Below are 26713 nucleotides of genomic sequence, written 5' to 3' on the forward strand. Positions count from 1 at the left end.
GAGAAAAAAAAATCTTAATACTTAACACATTTTTCATAGTACTCACCGTATGATTGATAAATAAAATAATGAATAGATTTACATAATGTTTGGAGGCTACCAATGGTCAACGACAAGATTACTTTGAACTTTGAGATAGAAAAAGGCGAACCTATAGATCGATACTACTTTTCTGCACGTATGAGGCTTACAGATGAAAGCAAAAATCTTTTGCGTGAGAAGCTTGGCAGTACAATTCAATTCGATAACCTAGATGATCACTTCAATCTTAACCATGAGAATTTTTATATCTACTACAATAAATATAGTGAGCACAATGGTAGAAGTGAGCTATACGTTAGGGATGATAACGGTAGATATTTAACTTCCAATCTTCCACTTAATCACTATGGATTCTCAATGGAACTATCATCTGATGGGGCGTCAATAGCAGATTATGGCTTTTATCCTCTTTATGCAATCTATAACCCAAATCACTATGATAAGGCAAAAGAAAAAGTATTTGATGATCACGGTGAATTGTCACCAATTGCATCAAATATGTTAGATAATTTTTTAAGCAACACAAATAGCTTAACCACACAAGAGATGTTTTTACAGTTGCAAAATGGAGCTACTGAAAAAGAGGAGAAATTGATAAGAGAGAAAAGACAAGCAGAAGAAGAATTAGATCAAAAGAATGAGAAATTAAAGGAGTTCATAGAAAAAGGTGAAATTACCTTGTTTAAAGTGGTAAAAGGTAATGACGTAGGTAACGGGCGTTCAAAAGTAGTTTTACAGTTTACTGCAGAAGGTAAGGGGACAAATGAAATTACCCTTGATTCCGAAAAATTCTATATAGCAGATTATGAAGATAGTGAATTCTTGCATTATGTTAGCTCTGATTATGACATGCTACTTGATTATGAAAATTTATTTTTCGCGCTCAATCAAAGCTTCTACTCAGACTTTGAAAGTGGGTTTTATTCAGCAGACAGCACTGATCCCTATAATTACGCTAAATATTCAAAGGAACCATATTTGAGTGGTGATCAGCTATCTGAAAAATTATCTCATGGGTTGGAGAAAGATAGTAACCAGATAGATGCAGAAGTTATGTTTAGTGATCAACCTATGAACGAAGAAGTTACAGTGAAAAGTGAAGTCAAATCTAGAAAGAAAAGGGCAGTTGAAGAAGATAATGCAGAAGATACTATAGGAAACATAAATGAAACAAATGAGGTAACCGGTGCGACGCGTTTGCACTCCGCTTCTTTATCAGGGAATTTGAATGAAGTTATCGAACTTGTAGAACATAGCGCAAATATTGACGCGAAAGATAAAGCCGGACAAACACCGCTACATCATGCTATTAAATTAGGAAATACAGAAATAGCAAAATATCTTATCGATCAAGGTGCAAATCTCAATTCTCAAGATATTTATTACGAAGGAACTGATTACTCTTGTTTTAAGACACCTTTGCACTATGCCATAAAATCGGGAAACATGGAAATAGTTGAATACTTAGTGGAACATAGTGCAAATCCTAATATTCCAGATGCTCACAATCTCAGGCCGCTCGACTATGCTATAAAGAACACAGCTTTAGTAAAATATCTTGTGGACAATGGTGCAGATATTAATATACGTAATCCGATATTCCATTTTGTTAAGCTAGGTGAACTGGATATGGTAGAATATTTAGCTCAACATGGTGCAGATCTTAATGTCAAAAACACCTCTGCTCAAACACTACTACATTATGCTATTGAACTAGAACATATAGAGATAGCTAAATACTTAATAGATCACAATGTAGATATTAATACTCGAGATATTAGTTCTGGTAAATCTCCATTACATTTTGCTATGAGTATAAAAAACATGGAAGTGGCTAAATATCTAATAAAGCATGGTGCAGATGTTAATGTTAAAGATAGTTACGGTTTAGCACCTTTACACTTTGCTGTTAATTTAGGAAACCAAGAGATATTAGAATATTTAATAAAGAATAATGCAAATATTGATATTCGAGATAGTGAAGGCTGGACACCACTTATTCATGCAGTAAGGCATGGACAATTGGACAAAGTAAAGTACCTGATAAAGAATGGAGCTGATGTTGATATTCGTGGTAATGAAGGATGGACGCTATTTGAGCATGCTGAACAATGGATAAATGATAGAAGAATATTAAAAAATGTAATATATAATGATAGAAGATATGCTGATGATGATCCTTCTCATCAAAAATGCTTAAAAGATGCTCCAAGTTGGGAAAAGACTGGAAAAGATATGCTTGATTACCTTAAGGGAGTTACAAAAAATACTATACAGGAAGAAGAATCTAACTATATAGATCAAATGCAAGCGGATGATAGCAGCAGTTATGTTGAAGATCAACCAGCTTTGCAAAGCAATCGTGATGATTATGCTGATACGAAAAAAGCTCTGCAGGAGAAATTGCATGGAGATGAAATACGCAAGCAAAGTAATGAGAAAGCTCAAAAAGATATGGAAACAAGAAAAGTCACTGTGGAAACTGACAGTAGCAATAATAAAATTGAAAAACAAGCAAAACCAATAGAAGACGAACAAGAAACTGTTATGGCAAGTGTGATAGAAAATATGGATAAAAATTCTGATAGTGAAGCAGAAGATTCTAACAGTATTGCAAATGCACAACATCCCTTAAAAATAAGGACAGGAAGTCCTCTTGAAGTGGGAAAGTATGAGGTGGAGCTGCAAGTGACATATGATGATATAAAGAATTTTTATGATACCGTACGTGGTAAATATCATGCTGGTGATGGATATAACTACGAGCAAGTAATGGTTTTATATAATGAAATTGTTAGGCCAGCATCGCAGCATTATGATAAACCATTTACCCTGCCTAAGGCATACATAACAGATGGTCATCTATTTGTTCAAAATAAAGATTTTGGAACTTTGGATGATTTTAATGAGATGTTCTATAAAAGTGATGAGTTAATGTGATGTAAAAAGCAAGATTCAATTTGGTGAACGAGAGTTAACTGACAGAGGAGATTGACGCGTATGCCTTTATCTTTAAGATTGTTTATCAAGTATAGACATCAGCTCGTCCCATTCTCTTTTACCAATATTACTTTCTTCTCTAGTAACGTTTTCCCCTTTAATTAATTTGCGAATTATTTCTAGACCAGTTCTTGAAATACAAGCTGATTCTAGGCAATATTCAACAAAGGCATTGTAGGCCAATGGGACCCATTTTTTTATTATATCCAGCATAACTTCTGCATAAACTCTGATTTCATATTGGGCATGCTTATCAGCTCTAAGCTTCAAAAAATGAAGGAGGTTATGCAGATCTATTTTCCAATAAAATTGCGTGTAGTAATTAAGCGTTAGGTTAGTTCGGGCAATTTCTCTTGCAAGCCCCTGCTCAATAATTTTTTCATAATGAGAATATACTAAATTAGAGTCGTTTGTTAGAGAATCTATTATTTCCTTTGAGGTATCCGGATCAAAAGCTTCACCGCTACCTTGTTTATTATTATCAGATTGTTTTGCAATCTGTTCTGGTTTTGGTATATAAAATTCATTGTCAAGTATTGAATATCTTGCCGAATATTCATTCACATTTGCAGTTCTATGCCTTATCCATTGCCTTGCAACAAAAATTGGAAGTTTCACGTGAAACTTAATTTCACACATTTCAAATGGAGTTGTATGATGATGTCTCATTAAATACTTTATAAGTGCTTCATCCTGACTTATCTGTTTTGTTCCCTTGCCATAAGAAACACGAGCAGCTTGAACTATAGCGCTATCAGAGCCCATATAATCCACTACTCGAATAAATCCATGGTCTAATACCTTATGTTCTTCATATAAGATTTCATCTATTTCTTTTACTGTAGTTCGTTTAGTTGCTTCATTCATAAAATATCCTCAAGATGAAATGGAAATATCAGCTCCACATGAATTGAGTTTTTCGTGCATTGCTTCATATCCTCTCCATAAATGATGCGAATTATTTATTGTAGTTTCTCCACCAGCTACCAAAGAAGCAAGTACCAAAGCTGCTGTTGACCTTAAGTCAGTGGCACACAGATTAGCTCCAGATAAGCTTTTTATTCCACTTATAGTAGCTTTGCTTTTCTCGATGCTGATATTAGCGCCTAACTTTCTCAATTCATCTGCATGTGCAAATCTGTTTTCAAAAATGTTCTCTTCAATTACTGATATCCCATCAGCGATGCACATTGCAGACATCAGTTGTGGTTGCATATCACTGGGAAAGTTGGGGTATGGATCTGTTGCAATGTTAGCAGACCTAATAGAGCAATTTTTTCTGGAAATCATAACCCCCTCATTATATAGTTCAACATTAGCCCCTATAGCCTTCAATTCATTCACAATACATCTTATATCAAATAGACTTATTCCTTCTAACTCCAACTTACCACCGGTTATTATAGCAGCTAGTGCATAGGTGCCTGCTTCTATGCGATCTGGTATTATTTTATGAACACATCTATTTAATTCTTCAACTCCTGTTATTGTGATCCTTGTATCACTAATCTCAATATTAGCACCCATTTTCTTTAGGAACTCTATTAAATCAAGAACTTCCGGCTCCGTTGCAGCATTCTTTATTATTGTCACTCCTTCTGCAAGTGTTGCTGCCATTATTACATTTTCTGTTGCACCAACGCTTATTTTCTCAAGTATAACTTCTTTTCCTTGTAGCTTTCCTTTCACTGTTGCAATTATATTACAGCCTTCAACTTCAATTTTAGCTCCCATTTCTTCTAATGCTTTGATATGCATATCAACGGGACGCTTTCCGATATTGCATCCACCAGGAAAGACTGTTGTGATTTTACCAAATCTACTGAGAATTGGACCTAGCATTAAAAGAGATGCTCGCAGCTTACTTGCAGTTTCGTGTGACATTACGTGATTGTTGATATTACTGCAATCAATTTCCAAAGTATGATTTGCTTTATAATCTTTATTGCGTGTAAAATTCACTTTCGCTCCAAGACTCTCAAGCAGCTTAGACATTAGATGCACATCAATTAAATCAGGTACATTATGCAAAATTACCGAGAAGCTACTCAATAGACTTGCTGCCATTATTGGTAAAACAGCATTTTTTGAGCCATTAATCTTGATTTTTCCGACCAGAGGTTTATGGTTACTACTTACTAATATTTTGTGCATTTAATTAAGCTAGATCTTACCAAATAAGTATAGTAAATCGACAGTAAAAGGCAAATTACAGATAATATAGCTATCACAGATCATAATGTTCGTACATTTTAGCTATTTAGCAGCAAAATTGATTACACTTGTCCAAAGATGAGCGATGCATTAGTGCCACCAAAACCAAACGAATTAGAAAGTGCATATTGAATTTTATGCTCCTGAGCTTTAAACGGTACAAAATTTAAATCACATCCTTCTGAAGGTTTATGTAAATTTAAGGTTGGCGGAATAATTCCATTATTCAACGCAAGAATACTGAATATTGCTTCAATGCTCCCTGCAGCACCAAGTAAATGTCCTATAGAAGATTTAGTTGAAGAAACAGGTATTTTATAAACGTAGTCACCAAATAACTGTTTCATTGCTATTACTTCAATTTTATCTCCAAGTGGCGTTGAAGTTCCATGTGCATTGATATATCCTACTTGATTTGGATTAATTTGCGCACTTTTTAAGGCAAGCTGCATTGCCTTAAATGCGCCTCTTCCTTCTGGATGTGGTGCTGTAATGTGGTGCGCATCTCCTGTGAGTCCGTACCCAACCAGTTCAGCATGTATTTTTGCCCCCCTTTTTTCTGCATGTTCGTATTCCTCCAGCACCAATATACCTGCTCCTTCACCCATAACAAAACCATCGCGTTCTGCATCCCATGGCCTTGAAGCTTCTTCCGGTTTATCATTGAATTTAGTTGATAATGCCTTCATAGACGCAAAACCTGCAATTCCAACTCTACACAGTGCACTTTCTGCTCCACCTGCAATCATAATATCCGCTTCACCAAGTTTTATAGTTCTTGCTGAATTTATGATTGCATGCGCACCTGTTGCACATGCGGTTACTGCTGAATCGTTTGGACCTGTAAATTCGTATTTAATAGAAATATGGCCAGATATCAAATTTATTAGACTTGCAGGGACAAAAAATGGACTGACACGTCTGGGCCCTTTTTCCTGCATGGTAATAACATTTTCCTGAATTGACGGAAGACCACCTATACCAGAGCCAATAGTTACGCCAACACGTTCTCTATCTACTTTTGAATCTTCCAAAGATGAATCTTCCACAGCTTGAATCGCTGCTGCAATGCCGTAATGAATAAAACGATCCGTTCTTTTTAGATCTTTTTCAAAAATATAACCTACAGGATTAAAGTAATTCTCAATGTTATCGGATTGCACAGGCACCTGCCCTGCAACCTTGCAAGCAAGATCAGAAGAGTCAAATCTATCTGTATTGATTGCTTTTATGCCAGACTCGCCTTTTATCAGCCTTGACCAAGTGTTGTCAACATCTGCCGCTAGTGGAGTGATTAAACCAACACCAGTGACTACTACTCTTCTGCTCATTTAACACTAACTATTAGCCTTTTTTACTATTAATGTACTCAACTATTTGCTCCATAGTTTCCATTTTTTGTGCGTCTTCATCTGGAATTTCTATTTCGAACTCTTCTTCTGCTGCCATGATGATTTCAACTGCATCTAAACTGTCTGCACCATGCTCCGAAAGCTTTGAAGAGCTGTTGAATTTCTCTACATCCTTACTAATGTGCTCTAGTATAATCTTTTTCACTTTCTCTTCTATGTCTTCTCTAGTGCTCTTTGCTAGTTCGCTATTCACATTTCTTACCAAAAAAATAACCTATTCTTTGATGTTATAAAAAATTTTTATGTTTGCAATATCTTTTATAACTGGTAAACTACAGCAAAGTTTTCTACTGCCCTAGCTGGCTAGCGTTACGTGCTAAACAATTAACAATTCAAAAATGCTAGACGAAACAACAAAGAATTTGCTTATTGTAGAAGTAAATAAACTTTTACCAGAAAATAGCGAGAATAAGCTTATATCAGCTATGCGTTATATACTCCTTGCTCCTGCAAAATATATACGCTCCTTTTTAGTCGTAGCTTCATCGCGAGTGTTTAACGCGGAAGCTAAAAAAGTAATATCAGTTGCTGCAGCAATTGAATTTGTTCATGCTTACTCTCTAATTCACGATGATTTACCGTGCATGGACAACAGTGATACTCGCAGAAGCCAGCTAAGCTGCCATAAAAAATTTGATGAAGCAACAGCAGTGCTTGCCGGAGATGCACTACTTACTCTGGCTTTTGAGGTATTATCTTCGTTAAATGAGAAATGCTGTGAAATCATGAAAGTTCTTTCTCAGGCAATAGGAATTAGGGGAATGGTAGGAGGACAGATTTTAGATATTGGTACAGATTTTAACAAAATAAAAGAAATTCATTTGATGAAAACCGCAAAACTATTTGCAGCTTCATGTGAAATAGGTGCTATAATAGGGAATGCTACAGATAAGCAACGTAAAGCGTTATATAACTACGGGATAAACCTAGGGCTTATCTTTCAAGCTAAGGATGATATTGAAGATTACGAACAAGATAAAACAAATAATCTAATGTCTGTACTTGGTAAAAGTGAAGTAGAGGACTATATAGACGCCCTCTTTAAACAAGGCTTGGATAATTTGAGTGCGCTTTCAGGGGATACTAATTATTTATATGATTTATTGAATCAAGTAAAGAAAGATGGTTAGAAAAATTATATTACAAATGCTTATTTCCATAGTAATGATTCTCACTTTAACCTCTGCTTTTATGTTTACTATTGTCTATATAAACAAAGGTAAACCGGGAAAAAAGGACAAGCTTTATGAGATAAGTGCCACGCATGGTGGTTTGATAGAGACAATAGCACATTATCTAGTGAAGCCAATACTTGAATCAGCACTCGACCGCTATATTGAAAAGCATGGGCTAACAGAATATTTAGAAGAAATGACTCAGCAAAAGGAAGAAGATTCGATAAATTTTTATGAAATTACTGAAGGCAGCGGCAGCAAGGCTTTCTGTGGCATGGAAGTCCTATTGCAAATATATAAAATTTCTAATAATAACTCAGCAACACTCCCTAGCAAAGTTTCTGATGTTACTTTGAAAATAGGTCAAGATGACCTAAAAGAAGTGGGTTTAGGGGTGATAGGTATGAAAGAAGGCGGAGAGCGTGTAGTTACTATTGCCAATGATAACAAAATGAATTTTAATTCTTATTACGTTAAACTGATCGAAGTAAAGGATAAATATCCCGACTCAGTGAATAATCTGATGGTTTTTAATGACTTAATTAATAAGACTGGAAAACAAGTAAGGTGCGGTGATGAGATATCAGTTAAATATAGCGTAAAGGAGCATAATGGGGAATATATAGTCAAAGATCAAACAGTGCAATTTAGGGTTGGCGATAAAAAAATACCACTTGCTATAGAGCTTGGAGTTGTGGGAATGAGAGCTGGTAATAAAAGAACTATTCTTTCTCCGCCTGACCTTTTGACTATTACTGACGATATGTTAATAAAAGAAATAGATTATGATGAAGAAAATATCTCAATAATTGACTTAAGCTTAGATATTAAGCAAGAGGTCGCAGCACACCATTCTACTGTTGAAAAACAGCCTAAAGAATATAGCTGAAATTTTAGGTTTACTGGCTGACCTTCTGAACACTCTCTATACTACTTAAAGTAGGCTTTTTGTTTTTCCTAAAGTATAAACTTAGATAAATCAAGCTGCTTCGAAATTGACTCAAGTTTATCTTTTACATACTTGCTGTCTATAATGAATTTTTCGCTATTTTTCTCAGAAGCAATGAAACTTATTTCATCTAAAAGCTTCTCCATGATAGTGTGAAGCCTTCTTGCGCCTATATTTTCCACTTGCCTATTAACTGTAAACGCTATTTCAGCTATGGTTTTTATACCATCATCAGTGAACTCAAGCGTCACATTTTCTGTTTTCATTAAAGCTATGTACTGCTTTAATAAACTAGATTCTGGTTCCTTTAATATTCTTATTAAATCCTCTTGAGTAAGTGCCTTAAGTTCTACCCTGATCGGTAATCTGCCCTGTAATTCCGGTAAGAGGTCAGATGGTTTAGACTGATGAAAAGCACCAGATGCAATAAATAATATATAGTCTGTTTTTACATGGCCATACTTAGTTGTAACAGTTGTTCCTTCAAGCAGTGGTAACAGATCGCGTTGCACTCCTTCTCTGTTTACTTCACCTTTTACTTCTGTACGCGCTGCAATTTTGTCTATTTCATCCAAAAATACTATACCGTCATTACTAACAAGATCAATGGCTTCTTTGATTATCTTATCTTCATCCATTAGCCTTTCACTTTCTTCATTAATTAATATTTCACGCGCTTCTTTTACCTTCACCGTAATAGTTTTTGTTTTTTTGCTCCCATTAAACATCTTGCCCACTATTTCTGTTACATTCATCACACCAACTTGCCCACCTGGCATGCCTGGTATATCGAAAGTAGGTAACATACTCTTGCTCTCTCTGACGTTAATAGAAACTTCTCCGTCCTCAAACTCTTTATTCCTCAACCTTTCTCTAAAATTTTTTTTACTCTCTTCGGTTGCATTTTCGCCTACCATAGAGTTTACTATTGTTTTCTCAGCTAAAATTAAAGCCTTGTTAGCTAAGGCTTTACGGGCTTTCTCTTTAACTAAAACTATTGCTGCATCAACTAAATCGCGTATTATCGAATCAACGTCACGTCCAACGTATCCTATTTCAGTAAACTTCGTTGCCTCAATTTTTATGAACGGTGCACCGGCAAGTTTTGCTAAGCGGCGAGCTATTTCAGTTTTACCAACCCCTGTATGACCGATCATCAATATATTCTTAGGTATGATTTCATCACGCAATGGAAATGGAACCTGATTGCGACGCCAACGATTTCTGAGCGCAATAGCAACAGCACGCTTTGCATCATCCTGTCCGATTATGAATCTATCTAATTCTTTAACTATCTTCTGTGGTGGCAGGTCATCTAACAAAACTTGAGTACTGTCATTAACTTGAATATCGCTGTCATTTGAATCAAAACCACTCTTAGTATCTTTATAGAGGTCATTTTTTTCATCATAGGTGTCACTACTACAAGGCCGCCCTTCTGAAAGGGTTATAGGCTGATTGGAAAAATTAGTGCACAAAGTTTTTTGCTTGGAAGACATATCACTCCTCTATCTTTTCAATAACTACATTATGATTTGTATAAACACATATATCGCCAGCTATCTTCATAGCCTTTTTTGCAATCTCTTCTATTGATATTCCTTTAATGTCAATTAAAGCTCTTGCTGCAGATAGAGCAAAATTTCCCCCAGAGCCAATAGCTGCGATTCCATCTTCAGGTTCAAGAACATCACCTGTTCCCGTAATTACTAATGAAATAGATTTATCTGCAACAATCATCATAGCCTCTAATTTTCTTAGATATTTATCCATTCTCCAGTCTTTTGCAAGTTCAACACACGCTCTCATTAATTGCCCTGGGTGCTTGTCAAGTTTAGATTCTAGTCTTTCAAAGAGAGTAAATGCATCGGCTGTTGCTCCAGCAAAACCGGCAATTACAGAATCACCAGAAAGACGCCTAACTTTTTTTGCTCCGGATTTTATAACAGTGTGGCCCAGTGAAACCTGTCCATCACCTATTACTACTACGCTTTTATCTTTTCTAATTGACAGTATAGTAGTTCCATACATTTTATTGTTATCGTGTTGAATCATTTTTCTATTACTTTAAATAAGAATCTCATTATACTTTAATCTTTAGTAAAATTTGCTAAATATGTTTAATTATAGCTTATAATATAATACCTTCCTTATAACATTTAAAGTGTAGATGCAAAACATAATTCACCCAGATTTGGAAAAAAGTATAAATAATTGGTTTGAGGCAAAATTTAACGGCCTTACATTGCCATTTTATAGCTCTATAGATCTTAGAAACTCCAGCTACAAAATTGCCCCAGTGGACGCTAATTTATTTCCTGCAGGGTTCAACAATCTAAGTGAGACATCAAGAGCAACAGCAGCAAAACTAATAAAAAGTTATTTTGAAACAAAACAATATAAAAAGACTCTTATAATACCGGAGAATTACACACGAAATAAAATGTATATAGAAAACGTATTTGTTATAGAGAAAGTACTGCAGCTCGCAGGTTTTGAAACTAGAATTGGCCTCTTTCACAACGAAGCATATAATTTAATAGAACCATATGAAACTATCGTGAAAGAAAACTCTCTGCTAAAGACAACTTCAGGATTTGTGCCTGATGTTATTATACTGAATCGTGATATGACGAGCCACATTCCAGACACGCTAAAAGACGTAAAGCAAGATATAGTACCAAGCCCACTATACGGTTGGCATAGCAGACAGAAATTTAAGTATTTTGAAATCTATCAAGAATTAGCGTCCGAATTTTGTAGCGAATTTAAAATGGACCCATAGCTTATTTCTGTGCTTACAGAAAGCTGTAATGGAGTTGACTTTAATGATGATTCATCACTAGGAGCAGTAGCGACTAAAGTTGACCAAATATTATCTCTAGTGCAAAAAAAGTATGAGGAATATGAAATAAAAACATAACCTTACGTTTTTATCAAAGCAAGCAATGGCACATATTGGATGGGCATTATAACAGCAACAAGTGGAGAGGAAATATTAAATCTCAATAAAAAAAAGCGTCATAAAATGAAAAAGATAAAAGAAGGAATAGCAATCAATAGCGTTATTATACAAGAAGGTATACCAACCATTGACATATTTAAAAGCAGTTCTGCAGAACCGCTAATATACTATATAGGAGATACTCCAACATGTTACTTATACCGATGTAATAGCAGGAAAGATGTATATTCTAGCTTGAATGCCACTGACTGTGAGTTTCATGATGTTAGCCAGGTTGTGGAAGGTAAAATTCTGTCACTTTGGAGTATTGTTGGCAAATTAGCAGTACTAGCGTTGGCAGTAGAAATAAAATCTTTTCACCTCTAACCCTTACATTCCCACAGCGTTGCCATCGGGCAGATCATTACCATCATTACCGGGCTGAATATGGTTATGGCCAGCATTATCAAGTTCAGTGGAAGGATCATCATTGACAGGTTGTTGAAACAATTTGTCAAGCTGAACTGCCAGAAATACTGCACTATATATTATGCTAACTGTTACGCTTAAGTTGAAATTATAGATTATACCATTACCTAAGTTTATTGGTATGGTTGCAGTCTCCATTCTTTTTAATATGAAGTTTAACAAACCTAATGACAAAGTTAATGTGCTGATAATAAGGTCCTTCTTACACTTAGCAGACTTTTCAGGATCCTTATTATCTAGGTATTTTCTCCATGAATAATAGTAGCTTATAGGTTCCGAAATAAACAGAAATAGGATCGTTGATGTTAAGTGAATGTGACTTATTACGTCTGCATTACCCCTAGTAAAAAAATGGATGACTTTCAACATCATCAATGCTTCTATGATGCTGCTTGCAAGATTAGCCGATTTACCCGCAACTTTTGCCAGCTCTTTTTTACTCTCAGGGTTTCTGTAATCCTTAATTAGATCCTGTAGAGTAAATGCAGAATGGGCAATATATAGAATAGATGTCGGAAACTTTACTAGTCGAGCAACATTCAATATAAGAAAGATATTGGATCTATTATTGTCAATGAACTCGCAGCAAAATTGCAGTGAAATCTTACACAATAGGGCTGTTAAACCTGTTGTGATGCAGATTACCTTCCTGAAATCATGATCATAAATATCATGCAGCTTTTGTGCGAGTATGTTAGATTTCTTTTTTAGCTGGTTTGGCATGAAATAGTTAACAAAATAATAACCCCCTTTTATTCTATCACATAAAAGCCTTGAAGAAAAGCCCTATAAAGCAGGACTTTAAGGGTGATTTATGCATAAATCGGCTAAGCATTTTATAAACAAGGAATCAATACTGAGAGTTGGTACGCGAAAATAATATCCATCCTTGATAATTGCTTTATATTCTATATCAAGTTCAACTAGAGTTTCTGAATGCTCAGAAACAAAAGATATAGGTGATAAAACTACAGGTACACCATCAGCTTTTGTACGTGATAGCTCACTTTCAGTGCTTGGCTCTAGCCATTTTACAGGACCAATCTTACTCTGATAACATATTGACCAATCTAAGTTATTGATAGCTAACTTTTCTACTATTAACTCTACGCTTCTTTCTACCTGTGAAGCGTAAGGGTCGCCTTTTTTAATAACGCTAAGGGGCAAGCTATGAGCTGAAAATAGGACTCTTGGCTTACCAATCCTGCTGGCTAATTTGTAGTACTTGGCTATCAAGTTAGTATGAGCCTCAATAAAGTTTTCATTGTCATAATAATGATGAATTATTTTTGTATTGCATTTTAGGCCATGCTTTTTAGCATTTTTTTGCCAATTTTCAATGGATGACAAAGTTGTGGTAGTTGAATATTGAGGATATAGTGGCAGCAAAATTACTTCATCAGGATCAAACTGTTTTACACTTTTAACAACTTCGTCAGCAAATGTATGCCAATAGCGCATGCAAATGAATACCTTGTGTACATGGTTTCTATCTTCATTTAATTTTAGTTCTAAAGCATTAGCTTGTGCTTTCGTATTATCCAAAATTGGTGATTTACCTCCAATTTGCTCATATATTTCTTGTGCAGTATTTTCTCGTTTTGCGGATATAAACTTTGCTAAAAGAAACCGAAAAGGGTTTGGTAAACTGATTATTCTTCTGTCATAAAAAAGGTTAAATAAAAAAGAACGGACCGCATTCAGTGAATCAGGTCCACCAAGGTTAAATAAAATGACAGCCTTTTTCACCTACGCACTACTTACAACAAGTTACTTCTGGGGTGCCTATAAAATTAGCTACACACTCATCAAATTTAGTTATAGGCACTAAATTTCTCACACTGGCATACAATAAATGGCCTGATCTCTGCAGGTTACTCTTGGTGGATGTGAAGCTCCAATCGAAAAATGTATCGACAAAAAGACTTGGTACCGTTTCAAGAAGTTCAACAGCAGCTAAGGATAGCATTATACAACTTTGCAGGACCTTCAAAAGAACCTTTAGGGGAAAAAGTGAAACTTCAACGAAAAGAGAGGTGCTACTTGTTTCATCGAGTGATCGCCCTGAGTTAGGCGAATTATACTCGGTGTGTTTTCTATTGTGATCAAAGATAGGAAATTTTATAGTATCTTTCTTAAATTCTGCGTCTATTTCTTTTCTACTATGGTTAGTGATTTTTTCCATTAACTTCTCACGCAGATGAAAGGTTCTGACAATAAAACATGTGGCAATCATTAAAGCAGCACATAAAAGTGCGCATTGCATGAGGCTCATACTGCCTAGCATAGCTGGCAGTGCAAAACAAACAAGCGGTGCTATGATTATCATTTCAAGAAATGGAATAGCGTTTCTTTTCATTGCAAAAGCAGCACCTTTTTTTAGCTCCGTGTATTGATCGTTATTTTTTTCTTGCTTTTGTAGAATATAGCCACACATACCATATTCTAAATAACTTAAAAAAGCCAAATTAAAAGTTAAAAACCCTTTTGTTCCACAAAAAATTGACGATTTCAAGTTATTGACCAATTTTTTAGCAGTAGATTCAGCTTGTTTGGTAGTGTTATTTTTACAACATTTACCCATGCAATACCTCCTTGATGGTTTATCCTTAACTATAAATAAAAAACTGCTTTTATCAAATCAAAATTTACAATAAAATAAATCTATAAATATACTATTTTATATAAGGAAATAATATGGCAATTGAGAGAACACTTTCGATATTAAAACCTGATGCAGTAAAAAATAATATTACAGGCAAGATAAATTCATACATTGAAAGCTCTGGGCTCAAAATTATAGCACAAAAAATGATGTTACTGACAAAAAAACAAGCAGAGCTATTTTATGAAATTCATAAAGATAGGTCTTTTTTTGGGGAATTGGTAGAGTTTATGACTTCTGGTCCTGTGATAGTTCAAGTTTTAGTTGGTGAAAATGCAGTAATTAAATACAGACAAATCATGGGAGCTACCGATCCAAAGCAGGCAGATAAAGGTACAATCAGGGGTGATTTTGCTGATGACATTAGTGAAAATAGAGTTCACGGCTCGGATAGTCTAGAAAATGCTCGTAAGGAGATAGCTTTCTTTTTTGCTGAACGTGAGTTGGTGTAGTCAACTCAGATTTTCCTATATATAACTAAATTTTCTGGATCCTATGTCAAGCATACATCTGTACGAACGTTGTAATTAACAGGTGGCAAGTGGCGTCATGCAAGTAGCTGACAACATAGAAACGAAAAACTTCCTTGACAAACTCCGCCAGCCCCCTTATCATAACACTGAAGCTATTTATTTATCTTCGCAATCTCTGCAGTGGATTAATGACAAAAAAACTTAATGTATTTGGCGTAAATCATGCTTAATTTTTTGCACTATGTGCACCTCATGTCTTTATAAAAACTTTAGGTTTCTACCTATACAAGCCGAAACGCGCTTATAAAGCGTTTAAGACAGTAAAAGACGTCAAATAGACAAGGGAGAATTTGAATACTAGCTACCCTGGGGTTTCTTTGCCTTTTTTTCCACTTAGTAAATTTCTTAACGTTTATAATTTAGGTTAACTGCATTTAAAAGCAGCTGAATCGCAGCGTTTAGAATAAAAAAATGCCATACTTGAAAGTATAATGTAAGTAACTAGCCAACCACGGGGCTTCTTTTGCCTTTTTTTTACTTGGTAAATTTCTTAATATTTAGATTAGTTGCAATTTAAGAGACCAGAAATGTTCAGTGCTTGGCACTGTCCTCCTTTGTCATCCCAGTGCCTAGACACTGGGATCTAGCCTTTATTATTTGGTTGAAATTAAGTTTTCTGGATGCCAGTGGGCTTTGTTGCATCACACTTTATGAGATGGTGATTTATGGTAAATTCATGTAACTATCTCAAATTTAGCCATACCAATATCAGTGAATTTATTAAGCAAATAGCATTTGATTAGCAGTTCTTTTTCTCGATTTATCTCAGATTTATTCCTAAAACTAAATCCGAATATTTGCTTTAATCTTGAGAAAAACCCTTCAATATAAGATCTTTTCCCATAATTTACTTCTTTTTTCCATTCTTTCATGCCATCTTCACCGTATAATTTTATTAACGTAATAGCAGCATTCCTGTCAGACATATAATCTATTTCTGGATGTTCTGCCACATTGTTTATTGGTGGAATTTTTGTCTTTATATCATATTCGTTACACAACTTATAAAACTTGTGCCTATCACATGCTCTATCTGCATATAGTGCTTTTATGGCATGCTGAAAATCAACTTCTTTTAGCAAATCACAAGCTCCATAGTGATCAGAGTAGACACCGTTACTGTATTTTACAGCTATGGCTTTTTTGTTGTTTATATTCAACATTACGTGCAATTTTCTCGTTTTCTCATAGTCACGATATTTTCTGTCAGTGCTATTTTCCTTGCTGTGTGTTGTTGTATATACTAATTCCTGTACTGTCTATAGCAATTTCGATATCTTCCATATTATTTTTATCAATTCTGCAATCATTTATCTTAATATTAAGTTTCTTTTGATGCTTGTGAATAGCTGATAACTGCCAAATCTCTTCCTATTTGTTGCAAATACCCTTTTATAAACCCGACTGTTTGTCTTAAACCAATTCTAAAGAAACTGACGATTATATGCACCAAAATCACAACTTTATCACTATAAATATAGTTGCCGCCCTGCATTTTTGGACAATTCTCGTACCAATTTTCTATGGCATCATTGATATAACAAAAAATGCTTCCTCTTTCTTGGAGAAATTTGTTATATTCATGGCAGTTACTGACTCTCATTTTTTGTGGCATATTTTTTCTTCAACAGCTAAATGGCTATTTATAATGAATTTTGTCAGTAACTGCCAGTTCTTTTTACTTGAGCGATGCAACAAAGCCATCCCAGTGTCAGTTACTTTCATGACATCATCATAAAGTAAAATGAGATCCCAGTGTCACGCACTGGGATGACAAGAAAGGGGGCTGCTTGGATGACACCGCTTGGATAGGTCAGCTACTCAGATGACGCCGCCTGCCATGCAAACTGCAACCCTAAATGTTGGAACACTGTCGTACACTAAGCGCTGTAATGACAATTTTAGTCGCTTCATACAATACTATAAATAATCAAAGTCATTTTCCCATCGGTCAGTTAATGCTCACATATCATCAAAGTTAGCTATTCTCCATAGCGAAGTCTCTAGCTAGGAACAATGAGCCACAGATTAGTATGGTTTTGATGTTTTGGGTAGAGACTTTCAATATGTGATTTGATATGGCATCTCTGATTGATTCACATTCGATAGCATTTATTCCTATATTATGAGCTCCTTCTCTAATTGAACCTGTACTTGTTGCTTTAGGCTCGGATTTAACACAAACCGCGCATAGTAGTTTGATATATGGCTTTAAGTGCTCTAAGAACTCTGCCACATTTCTGTTACGAGTAACACCAAAAATCACATAAACACCTTCAGCAAAATTGTCTCTTACCCACTTAACTAACACTCTGGCACCATCATTGTTGTGTGCACCATCTAAAAATAATTGCCAATCTTTCGGTAATAAAGAAATTAAATTGCCCTCTTTTATACGCTCCAGTCGTGCAGGCCAGTAGGTATGCTGTAAACCTGAAGTAATATCCTCTTCTCCAATATCAAATCCGTATTTTCCACTCAAAATGCTACATGCTGCAATGGCGTTTCCTGCATTGATTATTTGGTGTTCACCCTTCAGAGATGGCAAAGGAAATTCTATTGATTGAATAGCTGATTGGAAAACCATTTTGTTGTTCTTTTTTTTGCAATTCCACTCAAGACCTCCTCTATATAGAGGAGATTTCTTATTTATTGCATGGGATTCTAGTGTACTCATCACAGACTTTTCTTGTGGTGCTATTACGCAAGGAACATTAGGTTTCATTATTCCAGCCTTTTCACCTGCTATAATTTCTATAGTAGGGCCAAGATATTCTGTATGATCAAGGGCAATGGAGGTAATGATTGTTAAAATCGGACTATCTATAACATTTGTTGCATCAAGTTTTCCACCCATACCCACTTCAACTAAAGTTATATCGGCTTTATGACGAGAAAAAGCTAAAAAAGCTGCAATAGTTGCAGCTTCAAACAGAGTGATAGGTTGTTCTGCAATTACGGCACAGCATTCTTCTAATAAGCTATATAATTCATTATCGTCGATATAACTGCCTGCAATAACTATTCTTTCATTAAAATTCACCAAATGTGGAGAAGTGTATGCATGGACCTTATACCCTGCTGCTTGCATTATATATCTTATAAATGCTAGTGTTGAGCCTTTCCCATTAGTTCCAGCTATATGAATTATTGGCAGCATTTTTTTCTCAGGATTGCCCAATTTATTTAGAAAGCTTTTTATGCGATCAAGAGAAAAATCCTTTGGTCTACTACCAAGCGGTTTAGGCCAATGAGGCATATATATCATGGATTGTTATTGCATTTTAATTCAGCTATAACGCTTGCTATGCCATGCGTGTCGATTTTTTCACTAAATTGAGAACGTTGATTAATAGCAATACTTATTCCACTCATTACAACATCACTTATCAAGAAAGAACTGTTATTTTTAGTAACTTTAAAATCAATATTTGTAAATTCTTCATCACCGTAAGAAAATCTTGTACCAATTAAGCAAGTTTCATCGTCAACTGCTTTTGTACTCATTATGATCATTTCACTATCATGCATGTATTTATATAAAATTTTAACCCACAAACGCGTAAGATACACTTCATACTCTCTTAAAAAATCTTCTTTTTCTTTTTGTTTAACTAAAGCCCAATGTTTTCCTATAACGAATTGCGATATTCCTTTGAGGTTAACATTATTCTGAATGACCTGCTGAAGCTTTTCGTGTACATGCCCTAGGTTTTTTCTATTTCCTTTTGTAGATATACCATCCACTTGTTGCTTCATAGTATGCACAAAAATTTTGTGATCTGTACAACTAGTGTAAGCTCTTGAAGAAATTACAATAAAAACAATAATGATTAAAACTTTAGTAATATTCATAAGATATATTTATTAACTATGATACTTAGAATGCAAAGTTTAATAAAGATTAAATAATAATCGCTGACTTTTAATATACCTATAGACATGCCTTGTGTAAATCATCTATAATTCAAGTAAGGGTCTGTGCTATGCGTTATGAGTTAAGTTAAATTTCCCGAGCGATAATTTCTAGTCAAGGGAATTGCCTCTATTGATTTCGTTGAAATTAATAAGCGATGCCCACCTTAACTTTAGTCTCAGGAATCTACTAAGGCTGACGGTAGATACGGATCCTATTTTGATTGGTTTAACATTTATGCTTCATCAATGCAGAGAACAAGGTACCTTCCTATGTTCGCCTAATGAAGTATTCCAAATTGTAATTGATGTTGAAAGGTATCCTGATTTTGTTCCTTGGTGCAAAGCCGTTTATATAAAAGAAAAAATTGACAACCAAATGGTTGTGGATCTTCTCGCAGCTTTTCATGGAATTAAAGGAAAGTACACATCAGAAGTAACCTTTCTTTCTCCAAGTGGAACAAATGAAGGTTGGATAAAAGCTGTATCATCAAATGGAATATTTAAACATCTATACAATGAATGGCAATTCATTCCCATAGATGAAAATAAAACTATAGTAAAGTTTTATATAGAGTTTAAGTTTAAGTCCAACTCATTTTCCACTTTATTAAACTCAGTATATAAATATACACAGAGTAAAATAATTGCTGCATTTAAAGATAGGGCTGAAAGCCTTGCTAAACAAAAGTTATCTTGACATTATTAATATAAATATGTAATTTTTTTAGTAAGTTAAGTGTTTGTATTGTAATGATTTTCAGACTATTGTTTTTACTAATTCTTATGAGTGTTAATTCTTATGCAGTTGTTAAATCCAGTAACCAACATATTCAAAAAGAAACTAATGAAATAACATCAAAGGAGTTACTATCACTATTACCTGATGATAAATTATTAGGAGATCCAAAAGCACCAATTCTAATGATAGAATATGCTTCATTAACTTGCTATCACTGCTCTCTTTTTCATAAGAATGTTTTTCCTAAAATTAAAGAGAAATATATAGACACAGGTAAGATGTTATATATATTTCGTCATTTTCCTTTGGATTACAGAGGGCTAAAGGCTGCAATGCTAAGTCATTGCTACGAAAAACAAGAAGACTACTTTAATTTTAACAAAGCTGTTTTTAACTCAATAGATTCGTGGAATTACTACAATTTAAGTGATTTGACTTTACTACAAAGAATTGCTGCACTAAGCAACTTAAAGCAAGATGCATTTAACCAATGCATTAATGATAAGAAAATTATGGATAAAATCGTAAATGATAAATCACTGGCAATCAATAAACTTGGTATCACAGCCACTCCAATATTTTTCATCAAGCTTAACGATGATGGTAAGTCATATATAGAGCATAATAAAGTTAAACATGAAGGGTATAAAGAGCTGAAATATCTCACTGATGTGATAGATAAATTATATGGAAAAGCTATAGTGAAGTAATACCACTGTAGCTTACCATATAAAAGACTCTATGCTGAGTCATTGTTTTTCACTACTGTTTGTTGTTTTTTACGCTCAAACTCTCTTTTTTTACTGTGCCAAGTGTAGTAATACATAGCGATTTTATTCTCTATTAATACTATTGTCCCATCATAAAACTGAACCATATCCATAACTTTTCTCTGAGCTTCATTAAAACGTTCTTTATACTTTTCACGATAAGCTGGATTATGTAGTAACATAACCCCTTCATTCTTGTTAGATTTTTTGTTTAACGTTTCAACTTCACTAGCAATAGTATAAGACATATAACCCCCTCTAATTGATTATAAAAATTATATTTTAAAAAGAGAAATGCGCATAAACAATCCCTTTAATTCTAGTATAATAATCGATTGTTTATTATACTAGTTAACCATAGTACGATATATAATAATTTTTGTCACTTAAAATTTTATACTATGAAATAATAACTTAAAATAAATGTTTTTATTATTTTAAACTATATTATTATATTTATAAACTGTGTATGAATTAAGCTTCCCTAATTTATAATATAAAACATAATGCGTAATAATTTTAGTATAAAATTATCATATATAAGAAATCTATTTGCAAAAGAATATAAAAAAATAGAAGAATATTGTATTCTTGAAAAAAAGCAACATATTCAGATTGGCCCTGAAGAAGGAAAGCTATTAAGTTTATTTATAAAAATCCATAAAATCAAAAGTATTGTTGAGATTGGCACGTTATACGGTTATTCGTCGATTTGCATGGCAAAAGCTCTACTGAAAGACGGTCATATATATACAATAGAAAGTAATCCTCAACACTCAAGAATAGCAAAAAAAAATTTTAGTGCTTTTAATCTAAGTGATAAAATTACTCTAATAGAAGGTGATGCACTGGAAAAAATTAATGAATTATCAGCAAAGGCACCATTTGACATGATATTCATCGATGCTGACAAAAGTAGTTATCCTAAGTATTTAGATTGGGCAGAGTCATACATTAAACAAGATGGGTTAATCGTTGCAGATAACACTCTATTATTTAATACAGTATTTTTAGAATCGCCTCCAAAAGAAGTATCAGAAAAATCATGGCATGCTATGAGGGAGTTTAATAATAGATTATCAGATGAAAAGAAATATTTCTCTATATTGATTCCAACTGATGAAGGAATGACTGTAGCTTTAAAGCTAACATAAGTTAAAAATCAAGGTCAGCGTAATGTTTAGGAGGGGTTAAACCGGAAACTCTCTCTAATAATATCTCACGAAAACAAGGCTTTGATTTAACAATGGAGTACCATTCTTTTAAAATTTTACTTTTTTCCCATGGAAAACTACTTACATAATCCATTACGGAAATATGCGATGCTAAAGCAATATCAGCCAAAGTGAACTTATCAGTTGCAAGCCAAACGTTCTTGTTAATTAAGTGTTCGATGTATTCCATATGGCAAGGCAGGTTATGCTGAGCTGCATGAAGAAATCTAGAGTCAGGGCTGCGGTTAGTAATTACTTTTTCATTCATAATATACTTAGTAACTTCATTGTAAAATTTGTTGTCGAACCAATTGATTAGAGCGCGTATTTTAGACTTAATAATAGTGGATGAACCAAGTAATTTGACGTCGCTATTGTAAGTCTCTTCTATATATTCACAAATGGCATTACTATCCGCTATTACAAAGTTATTATCTATTAATACTGGTACTTGCCCAGTTGGATTGATCTCCATAAATTCATTCCGTTTTTCCCACGGATTTTCATACACTAGATCGCAGCCTAATTTTTTTTCTTTTAGAAAAGTTCTAACTTTTCGTGAAAATGGACAAAGAGGAAAATGATATAAAATCATAATATTCCTCTTTTGTTATCCCAGTACCTATAGGTTGTTATTCCAGTGTGTGACACTGAAATCCACACCTTTTTTCTCTGGATCCAAGTTGGGATGACAAGAGAAGAGTATTTTAGGTAACAGTTGTTTACTCCAAAGTAATGTTGCAAGAGATCTAACATATAAATTATTAAGGTTAATATAGGATATACCTTGCTAAATAAAAAAAAAAGTATAATATTTTATAAGGTATGCAGGCAAAAACTCTGTAATTTGGTCAGATCAGAAATGAAGCAGCCATATCAGAACCTTTTTGGGTTGCATACCTATTTCATTATTTGTTTTATCCGAGGCTATGAATATAGCATTAAAACATCGTCCTAGTAGCTTTAAAGATCTAGTAGGTCAAGATATATTAGTGCGTGTATTAGAAAATGCTTTTATTTTAAACAAAATCCCACAGTCTATACTGCTCTCTGGTAGTAGTGGAGTTGGTAAAACCACCACTGCAAGGATAATAGCTTTATGTTTGAATTGTTCCCTGGGGCCAATTTTTGAACCTTGCGGATCATGTGAAAATTGTCTAGCAATAAAAAATTCAAGCCATCCAGATGTAATTGAAATCGATGCAGCAAGTCACACTAGCATTGACGATGTTAAAGTAATCCTGGGAGATATTTGCTATTTACCTATAAGCTCTAAATTTAAAGTCTACATTATAGATGAAGTACACATGTTATCCAGCAGTGCATTTAACGCATTACTTAAAACCCTAGAAGAGCCACCATCTAGTGTAAAATTCATTTTAGCAACTACAGAAATAAAAAAGATACCAATAACTATTATTGCACGTTGTCAAAGATTTGATTTACACAACATTCCTGTAGCTAAAATAGTAGAACGTTTAAATGATGTTGCACAAAAAGAGAGTTATTCCATTGAAAAGGGAGCATTAGAGTTAATTGCACGACATTCTGGAAATTCAATGCGTAACGCCTTGTTTTTGATGAATCAAGCAGTGCTATATAGCAAAGATGGTGCAATATCCACTAAAAATGTAATAGACATACTTGGCCTAGTGGATAAAGATATTATATTCGATCTATTAGGAGCAATATTAGAAGGTGATTTACAGAAAGCTCTATCAGTGTTTGACAAGGCGATAAAAACAGCAAACCCACTTAGTATTTTTGAAGGTCTATTGCAAACAATTCAGTTAGTATGCCGTTTTTTGATTACAAAAGAAATTGATAATGCAGTTACAGAGTATGAAAAGAATAGGATAAAAGATTTAAGTATAAAGAAGTCTTTAATATTTTTTTCGAGATTGTGGAAGGTGTTGCTTAAAGGTATTCAAGATATAAAAACTTCAACATGCAATGATGTTGCTGCTGAAATGATGTTAATTAGCCTCTGTTATCTTTCTGATCTGCCTTCTCCGGAACAAGTGGTCAAAAAAATTCTTTCGCAGAATGCACAGCAGGGAAATACGCATAGTATAGGAAATGAACAGCAACAAAATTATGATTTTGACAAAGTTTTGCAACTATTAAGGCGGAGTAACCAAATTTATCTTTACAAGCAACTGTGTAATAATCTAAAATTAATAGATTGTAAACCTGGATATTTAAAATTAAAAGCTGTATCTAAGTTGGATAGTAATTTTTGCAATGATTTAAAAAATTACTTAAACCAGGTGACTCAGCAGGAGTGGGTTATTACAGTTGATACGGGTTATATAAATAGGGAAGTGAGTAATTTAAATTATGCACCTGCAGTTAAGGATATACTTGATACATTTAAAGGTGCAAAAGTAGTTAATATAGAAAATAAGGAGTAAGTTGTGGATTTTAGTCAAATACTGAAACAAGCGCAAGAGATGCAAAAAAAGCTTGCAGAAGCTCAAGAAAAATATGTTGGGAAAGAGTTTCAAGGTATTTCTGGTGGTGGCAAAGTTTCTGTATTAGTGGAAGTCATAAAAATAGGTAGCTATAAAGCTAAAAAGGTGAACATAGACTTAGAACTTATGAGAAATGAGGAAAAAGATATAGTAGAGGATTTAGTAACAGCAGCGTTTAATGATGCCGTTAAAAAAGCAGAAGAAGATATGGCAAATGCAACTTCTGATCTTGCAGGTATGATGGGTTTACCACCTGGGTTCAAACTTCCTTTTTGAATTTATTTCTATACTACTGAAGTTTCTTTTAGTGTAAGTATTTCTTTTTTAATATTTTCAACGCTAGTACTTCTTTATATAATACGCCTATAGCTAGCACAGCCCTACGTCATACCGTCGCGGATAGATTCCGCTAACACGTAGCGGAATGACGAATTTTTGTTTTTCAAATTGTAGGTAAACCTAAGCCACTTTAGCTATAGATCCCGCTAACAAGCAGCGGGATGACGAGGTCTTTCGATAGTAAATCTTACCTGTGTTAGCTATACCAAAAAATCAAGAGTAAAAAAGTCGTGTAACTCTATTTATTCATTAATAAAATCTTTGTCTTTTCCCAAAAATTAGTTAAAATGTAGAATATTTTGTGTTATTAAGTTAGCACTTGACTTAACTTTAGTTGTTACTTAGACTGCTAAAGTGGAATTTTAATTTTTTTACGAGGATAATTATGCATTATAAAAAGTTTTTTTCAGCATCTGCTTTAGCAACGTTGCTAAGTTTATCAAACTCTGCTTTTTCAGATCCTGTTGGTCCAATAAGTGATGAAGAAACTAGCTACTACGTTCGTTTGCAATACAACGGTGAAATTTTACCTCTTTTTACAAAAGTTGATGGTATTACCTATAAGAAAGACAATAATGATTACAGTCCATTAAAAGCGTCTTTTATAGCTGGTGGTGGTGCATTTGGTTACAAAATGGACGACATCAGGGTTGATATTGAAGGGGTTTATTCGCAACTAAGCAAAAATAATGTTACAGGTGCAGCATTTAACCCAGATACTGTTGCAGAAAGTTTAACAGCAATTTCAGGACTAGTTAACGTTTGTTACGATATAGTAATTGAAGATATGCCTATCACTCCATATATTGGTATTGGTGTTGGTGCAGCGTATATTAGCACTCCTTTGAAAGAAGCTGTGAATGATCAAAAAAGTAAATTTGGTTTTGCTGGTCAAGTAAAAGCTGGTGTTAGTTATGATGTAACTCCGGAAGTCAAACTTTATGCTGGAGCTCGTTATTTTGGTTCTTATGGTGCTAATTTCGATACAAGCACTGGTGGGAAAGACAAAGGAGGACATACAGTTCTTTACAGCACTGTTGGTGCAGAAGCTGGAGTAGCGTTTAATTTTTAGTCTATCTCAGTCTTGTTATCCCAGTGGGTTTTTTCTTGTCATTCAAGTAGCATGACACTGGGGTGGCTTTGTTGCATAGCAGCAGAAAAACTAGTGATTACTGACTAAATTCATTATAAAATGACGATTTAAGGATAAATATGCCACAAAAAATGAGAGTCAGTAACCATAGAGAATATAACAAATTTCTAGAAAAAAGAAGAAATATTTTTCATTATATCAACGAAGCCATAGAAAATTGGTATGAAATTGGGCCAAAAATGTAGGGTGGCAACAATATTTACAGCAACAAAGTGGTAATTTTGATACATATAATAACCCATCTATTCAGAATAGGTTTGAGACAAACAGTGGGATTTTTAGAGGGATACATTGAACAAATAGGAAAAAATTTGCAGCTATTCACAAGCATCAAAAGAAACTTGATATTAAGATCAATGATTGCAGAGTTGATAAAAATAACATGGAAGATATCGAAATTGCTATAGACAGTACAGGAATTAGTATATACAACAACACACAGCAAAGAGAATAGCAAAGATAGAGAGTACCGCGGCTATAAACAAGTAAGAAAATTGCACATAATGTTGAGCAAACAAGTCATAGCTACAAAATACAGTAATGGCGTTTACTCTGATCACTATGGAGCATTGGGGAAATTTGATGTTAAATATGCTATAAAAGCACTATATGCAGATAGGGCATATGATAAAAAAGCTCTATAAGCTGTATAATTAATATGGCATAAAAACGAAAATTCCTCC

General features: G+C 34.2%; 27 protein-coding genes, 2 other RNA genes and 1 pseudogene. 15 read left to right on the forward strand and 15 right to left on the reverse strand.

Annotation, left to right across the window (positions count from 1 at the left end):
* Positions 1-102: 102 nt before the first annotated feature.
* Complete coding sequence (locus AAGD91_RS06025) at positions 103-2982, forward strand: ankyrin repeat domain-containing protein (RefSeq protein WP_341820974.1); 2880 nt, start codon at positions 103-105, stop codon at positions 2980-2982.
* Between the two features lie 72 nt (positions 2983-3054).
* Here AAGD91_RS06025 and thyX read toward each other — a convergent pair whose 3' ends face one another.
* The 4 genes from thyX to acpP form a co-directional block, all read right to left on the reverse strand.
* Positions 3055-3909 (reverse strand): FAD-dependent thymidylate synthase, encoded by an 855-nt coding sequence (gene thyX / locus AAGD91_RS06030; RefSeq protein WP_341820975.1) that lies wholly within the window; start codon positions 3907-3909, stop codon positions 3055-3057.
* Between the two features lie 9 nt (positions 3910-3918).
* Positions 3919-5196: a UDP-N-acetylglucosamine 1-carboxyvinyltransferase gene (murA, locus tag AAGD91_RS06035; protein WP_341820976.1), complete on the reverse strand. Its 1278-nt coding sequence runs from the start codon at positions 5194-5196 to the stop codon at positions 3919-3921.
* Positions 5197-5318: 122 nt separating this feature from the next.
* On the reverse strand, positions 5319-6587 hold the full coding sequence (fabF, locus tag AAGD91_RS06040; protein WP_341820977.1) for a beta-ketoacyl-ACP synthase II: 1269 nt from the start codon (positions 6585-6587) through the stop codon (positions 5319-5321).
* A gap of 13 nt (positions 6588-6600) precedes the next feature.
* The gene (acpP, locus tag AAGD91_RS06045) at positions 6601-6825 is read right to left on the reverse strand and encodes an acyl carrier protein (RefSeq protein ID WP_410541933.1); all 225 of its coding nucleotides are present in this window, start codon (positions 6823-6825) and stop codon (positions 6601-6603) included.
* Positions 6826-7006: 181 nt separating this feature from the next.
* Between acpP and AAGD91_RS06050 the strand changes: the two genes are divergently transcribed.
* Both AAGD91_RS06050 and AAGD91_RS06055 read left to right on the forward strand, forming a co-directional pair.
* Entirely contained in the window at positions 7007-7798 is a 792-nt protein-coding gene (locus AAGD91_RS06050; RefSeq protein WP_341820979.1) for a polyprenyl synthetase family protein, read from the forward strand.
* Complete coding sequence (locus tag AAGD91_RS06055) at positions 7791-8732, forward strand: FKBP-type peptidyl-prolyl cis-trans isomerase (RefSeq protein WP_341820980.1); 942 nt, start codon at positions 7791-7793, stop codon at positions 8730-8732. Before AAGD91_RS06050 ends, AAGD91_RS06055 begins: the two co-directional genes overlap by 8 nt.
* Before the next feature lie 68 nt (positions 8733-8800).
* Here AAGD91_RS06055 and hslU read toward each other — a convergent pair whose 3' ends face one another.
* Positions 8801-10291, reverse strand: a complete 1491-nt coding sequence (hslU, locus tag AAGD91_RS06060) for an ATP-dependent protease ATPase subunit HslU (RefSeq protein WP_341820981.1) — start codon at positions 10289-10291, stop codon at positions 8801-8803.
* 1 nt (position 10292) lies between these two features.
* Positions 10293-10847: an ATP-dependent protease subunit HslV gene (gene hslV / locus AAGD91_RS06065; RefSeq protein ID WP_096617344.1), complete on the reverse strand. Its 555-nt coding sequence runs from the start codon at positions 10845-10847 to the stop codon at positions 10293-10295.
* Positions 10848-10962: 115 nt separating this feature from the next.
* Here hslV and gshA point away from each other — a divergent pair.
* Positions 10963-12123, forward strand: a pseudogene (gene gshA / locus AAGD91_RS06070) (glutamate--cysteine ligase).
* Between the two features lie 3 nt (positions 12124-12126).
* Here the strand turns inward: gshA and AAGD91_RS06075 are convergent.
* The 3 genes from AAGD91_RS06075 to AAGD91_RS06085 form a co-directional block, all read right to left on the reverse strand.
* Entirely contained in the window at positions 12127-12948 is an 822-nt protein-coding gene (locus tag AAGD91_RS06075) for a hypothetical protein (protein ID WP_341820982.1), read from the reverse strand.
* A 78-nt stretch (positions 12949-13026) separates the two neighbouring features.
* Complete coding sequence (hemH, locus tag AAGD91_RS06080; RefSeq protein ID WP_341820983.1) at positions 13027-13974, reverse strand: ferrochelatase; 948 nt, start codon at positions 13972-13974, stop codon at positions 13027-13029.
* 7 nt (positions 13975-13981) lie between these two features.
* Positions 13982-14809, reverse strand: a complete 828-nt coding sequence (locus tag AAGD91_RS06085; protein WP_341820984.1) for a hypothetical protein — start codon at positions 14807-14809, stop codon at positions 13982-13984.
* Positions 14810-14922: 113 nt separating this feature from the next.
* Between AAGD91_RS06085 and ndk the strand changes: the two genes are divergently transcribed.
* Entirely contained in the window at positions 14923-15342 is a 420-nt protein-coding gene (ndk, locus tag AAGD91_RS06090) for a nucleoside-diphosphate kinase (protein ID WP_341820985.1), read from the forward strand.
* 755 nt (positions 15343-16097) lie between these two features.
* Here the strand turns inward: ndk and AAGD91_RS06095 are convergent.
* From AAGD91_RS06095 to AAGD91_RS06110, 4 genes are all read right to left on the reverse strand, one after another.
* Entirely contained in the window at positions 16098-16586 is a 489-nt protein-coding gene (locus tag AAGD91_RS06095; RefSeq protein WP_341820986.1) for a transposase, read from the reverse strand.
* A gap of 158 nt (positions 16587-16744) precedes the next feature.
* Positions 16745-17038, reverse strand: coding sequence for a transposase (locus AAGD91_RS06100; RefSeq protein WP_253309376.1), 294 nt, complete (start codon positions 17036-17038; stop codon positions 16745-16747).
* Between the two features lie 363 nt (positions 17039-17401).
* Positions 17402-18691: a folylpolyglutamate synthase/dihydrofolate synthase family protein gene (locus AAGD91_RS06105; protein WP_341820987.1), complete on the reverse strand. Its 1290-nt coding sequence runs from the start codon at positions 18689-18691 to the stop codon at positions 17402-17404.
* Entirely contained in the window at positions 18688-19278 is a 591-nt protein-coding gene (locus AAGD91_RS06110; RefSeq protein WP_341820988.1) for an ABC transporter substrate-binding protein, read from the reverse strand. The genes AAGD91_RS06105 and AAGD91_RS06110 overlap by 4 nt, the downstream gene beginning before the upstream one ends.
* 118 nt (positions 19279-19396) lie before the next feature.
* Between AAGD91_RS06110 and ssrS the strand changes: the two genes are divergently transcribed.
* The 3 genes from ssrS to AAGD91_RS06125 all read left to right on the forward strand — a co-directional run bounded on the left by ssrS (position 19397) and on the right by AAGD91_RS06125 (position 20790).
* Positions 19397-19557: non-coding RNA, 6S RNA (ssrS, locus tag AAGD91_RS06115), on the forward strand.
* A gap of 19 nt (positions 19558-19576) precedes the next feature.
* Positions 19577-20038, forward strand: coding sequence for a type II toxin-antitoxin system RatA family toxin (locus tag AAGD91_RS06120; protein ID WP_341820989.1), 462 nt, complete (start codon positions 19577-19579; stop codon positions 20036-20038).
* Between the two features lie 53 nt (positions 20039-20091).
* Entirely contained in the window at positions 20092-20790 is a 699-nt protein-coding gene (locus AAGD91_RS06125; RefSeq protein ID WP_253309234.1) for a DsbA family protein, read from the forward strand.
* Between the two features lie 29 nt (positions 20791-20819).
* Here AAGD91_RS06125 and AAGD91_RS06130 read toward each other — a convergent pair whose 3' ends face one another.
* Entirely contained in the window at positions 20820-21098 is a 279-nt protein-coding gene (locus AAGD91_RS06130) for a DUF2671 domain-containing protein (protein WP_253309235.1), read from the reverse strand.
* Positions 21099-21356: 258 nt separating this feature from the next.
* On the opposite strand from AAGD91_RS06130, the gene AAGD91_RS06135 reads away from it, so the two are divergent.
* The gene (locus AAGD91_RS06135) at positions 21357-22004 is read left to right on the forward strand and encodes an O-methyltransferase (protein ID WP_341820990.1); all 648 of its coding nucleotides are present in this window, start codon (positions 21357-21359) and stop codon (positions 22002-22004) included.
* A gap of 1 nt (position 22005) precedes the next feature.
* Here AAGD91_RS06135 and AAGD91_RS06140 read toward each other — a convergent pair whose 3' ends face one another.
* Entirely contained in the window at positions 22006-22659 is a 654-nt protein-coding gene (locus AAGD91_RS06140; RefSeq protein ID WP_064125276.1) for a glutathione S-transferase family protein, read from the reverse strand.
* A gap of 223 nt (positions 22660-22882) precedes the next feature.
* On the opposite strand from AAGD91_RS06140, the gene ffs reads away from it, so the two are divergent.
* The 6 genes from ffs to AAGD91_RS06170 all read left to right on the forward strand — a co-directional run bounded on the left by ffs (position 22883) and on the right by AAGD91_RS06170 (position 26674).
* An RNA gene (gene ffs / locus AAGD91_RS06145) (signal recognition particle sRNA small type) lies at positions 22883-22972 on the forward strand.
* Positions 22973-22993: 21 nt separating this feature from the next.
* Complete coding sequence (dnaX, locus tag AAGD91_RS06150; RefSeq protein ID WP_341820991.1) at positions 22994-24478, forward strand: DNA polymerase III subunit gamma/tau; 1485 nt, start codon at positions 22994-22996, stop codon at positions 24476-24478.
* A gap of 3 nt (positions 24479-24481) precedes the next feature.
* Complete coding sequence (locus tag AAGD91_RS06155) at positions 24482-24814, forward strand: YbaB/EbfC family nucleoid-associated protein (RefSeq protein ID WP_341820992.1); 333 nt, start codon at positions 24482-24484, stop codon at positions 24812-24814.
* A gap of 448 nt (positions 24815-25262) precedes the next feature.
* Positions 25263-25949 (forward strand): acyloxyacyl hydrolase, encoded by a 687-nt coding sequence (locus tag AAGD91_RS06160; protein ID WP_341820993.1) that lies wholly within the window; start codon positions 25263-25265, stop codon positions 25947-25949.
* 140 nt (positions 25950-26089) lie between these two features.
* Positions 26090-26215, forward strand: a complete 126-nt coding sequence (locus AAGD91_RS06165) for a hypothetical protein (RefSeq protein ID WP_341820754.1) — start codon at positions 26090-26092, stop codon at positions 26213-26215.
* A gap of 318 nt (positions 26216-26533) precedes the next feature.
* Positions 26534-26674: a hypothetical protein gene (locus AAGD91_RS06170; protein ID WP_341820755.1), complete on the forward strand. Its 141-nt coding sequence runs from the start codon at positions 26534-26536 to the stop codon at positions 26672-26674.
* Positions 26675-26713 lie beyond the last annotated feature (39 nt).

Origin of the sequence: Wolbachia endosymbiont (group A) of Myopa testacea, from assembly GCF_964027115.1 — a bacterium.
Lineage (GTDB): Bacteria > Pseudomonadota > Alphaproteobacteria > Rickettsiales > Anaplasmataceae > Wolbachia.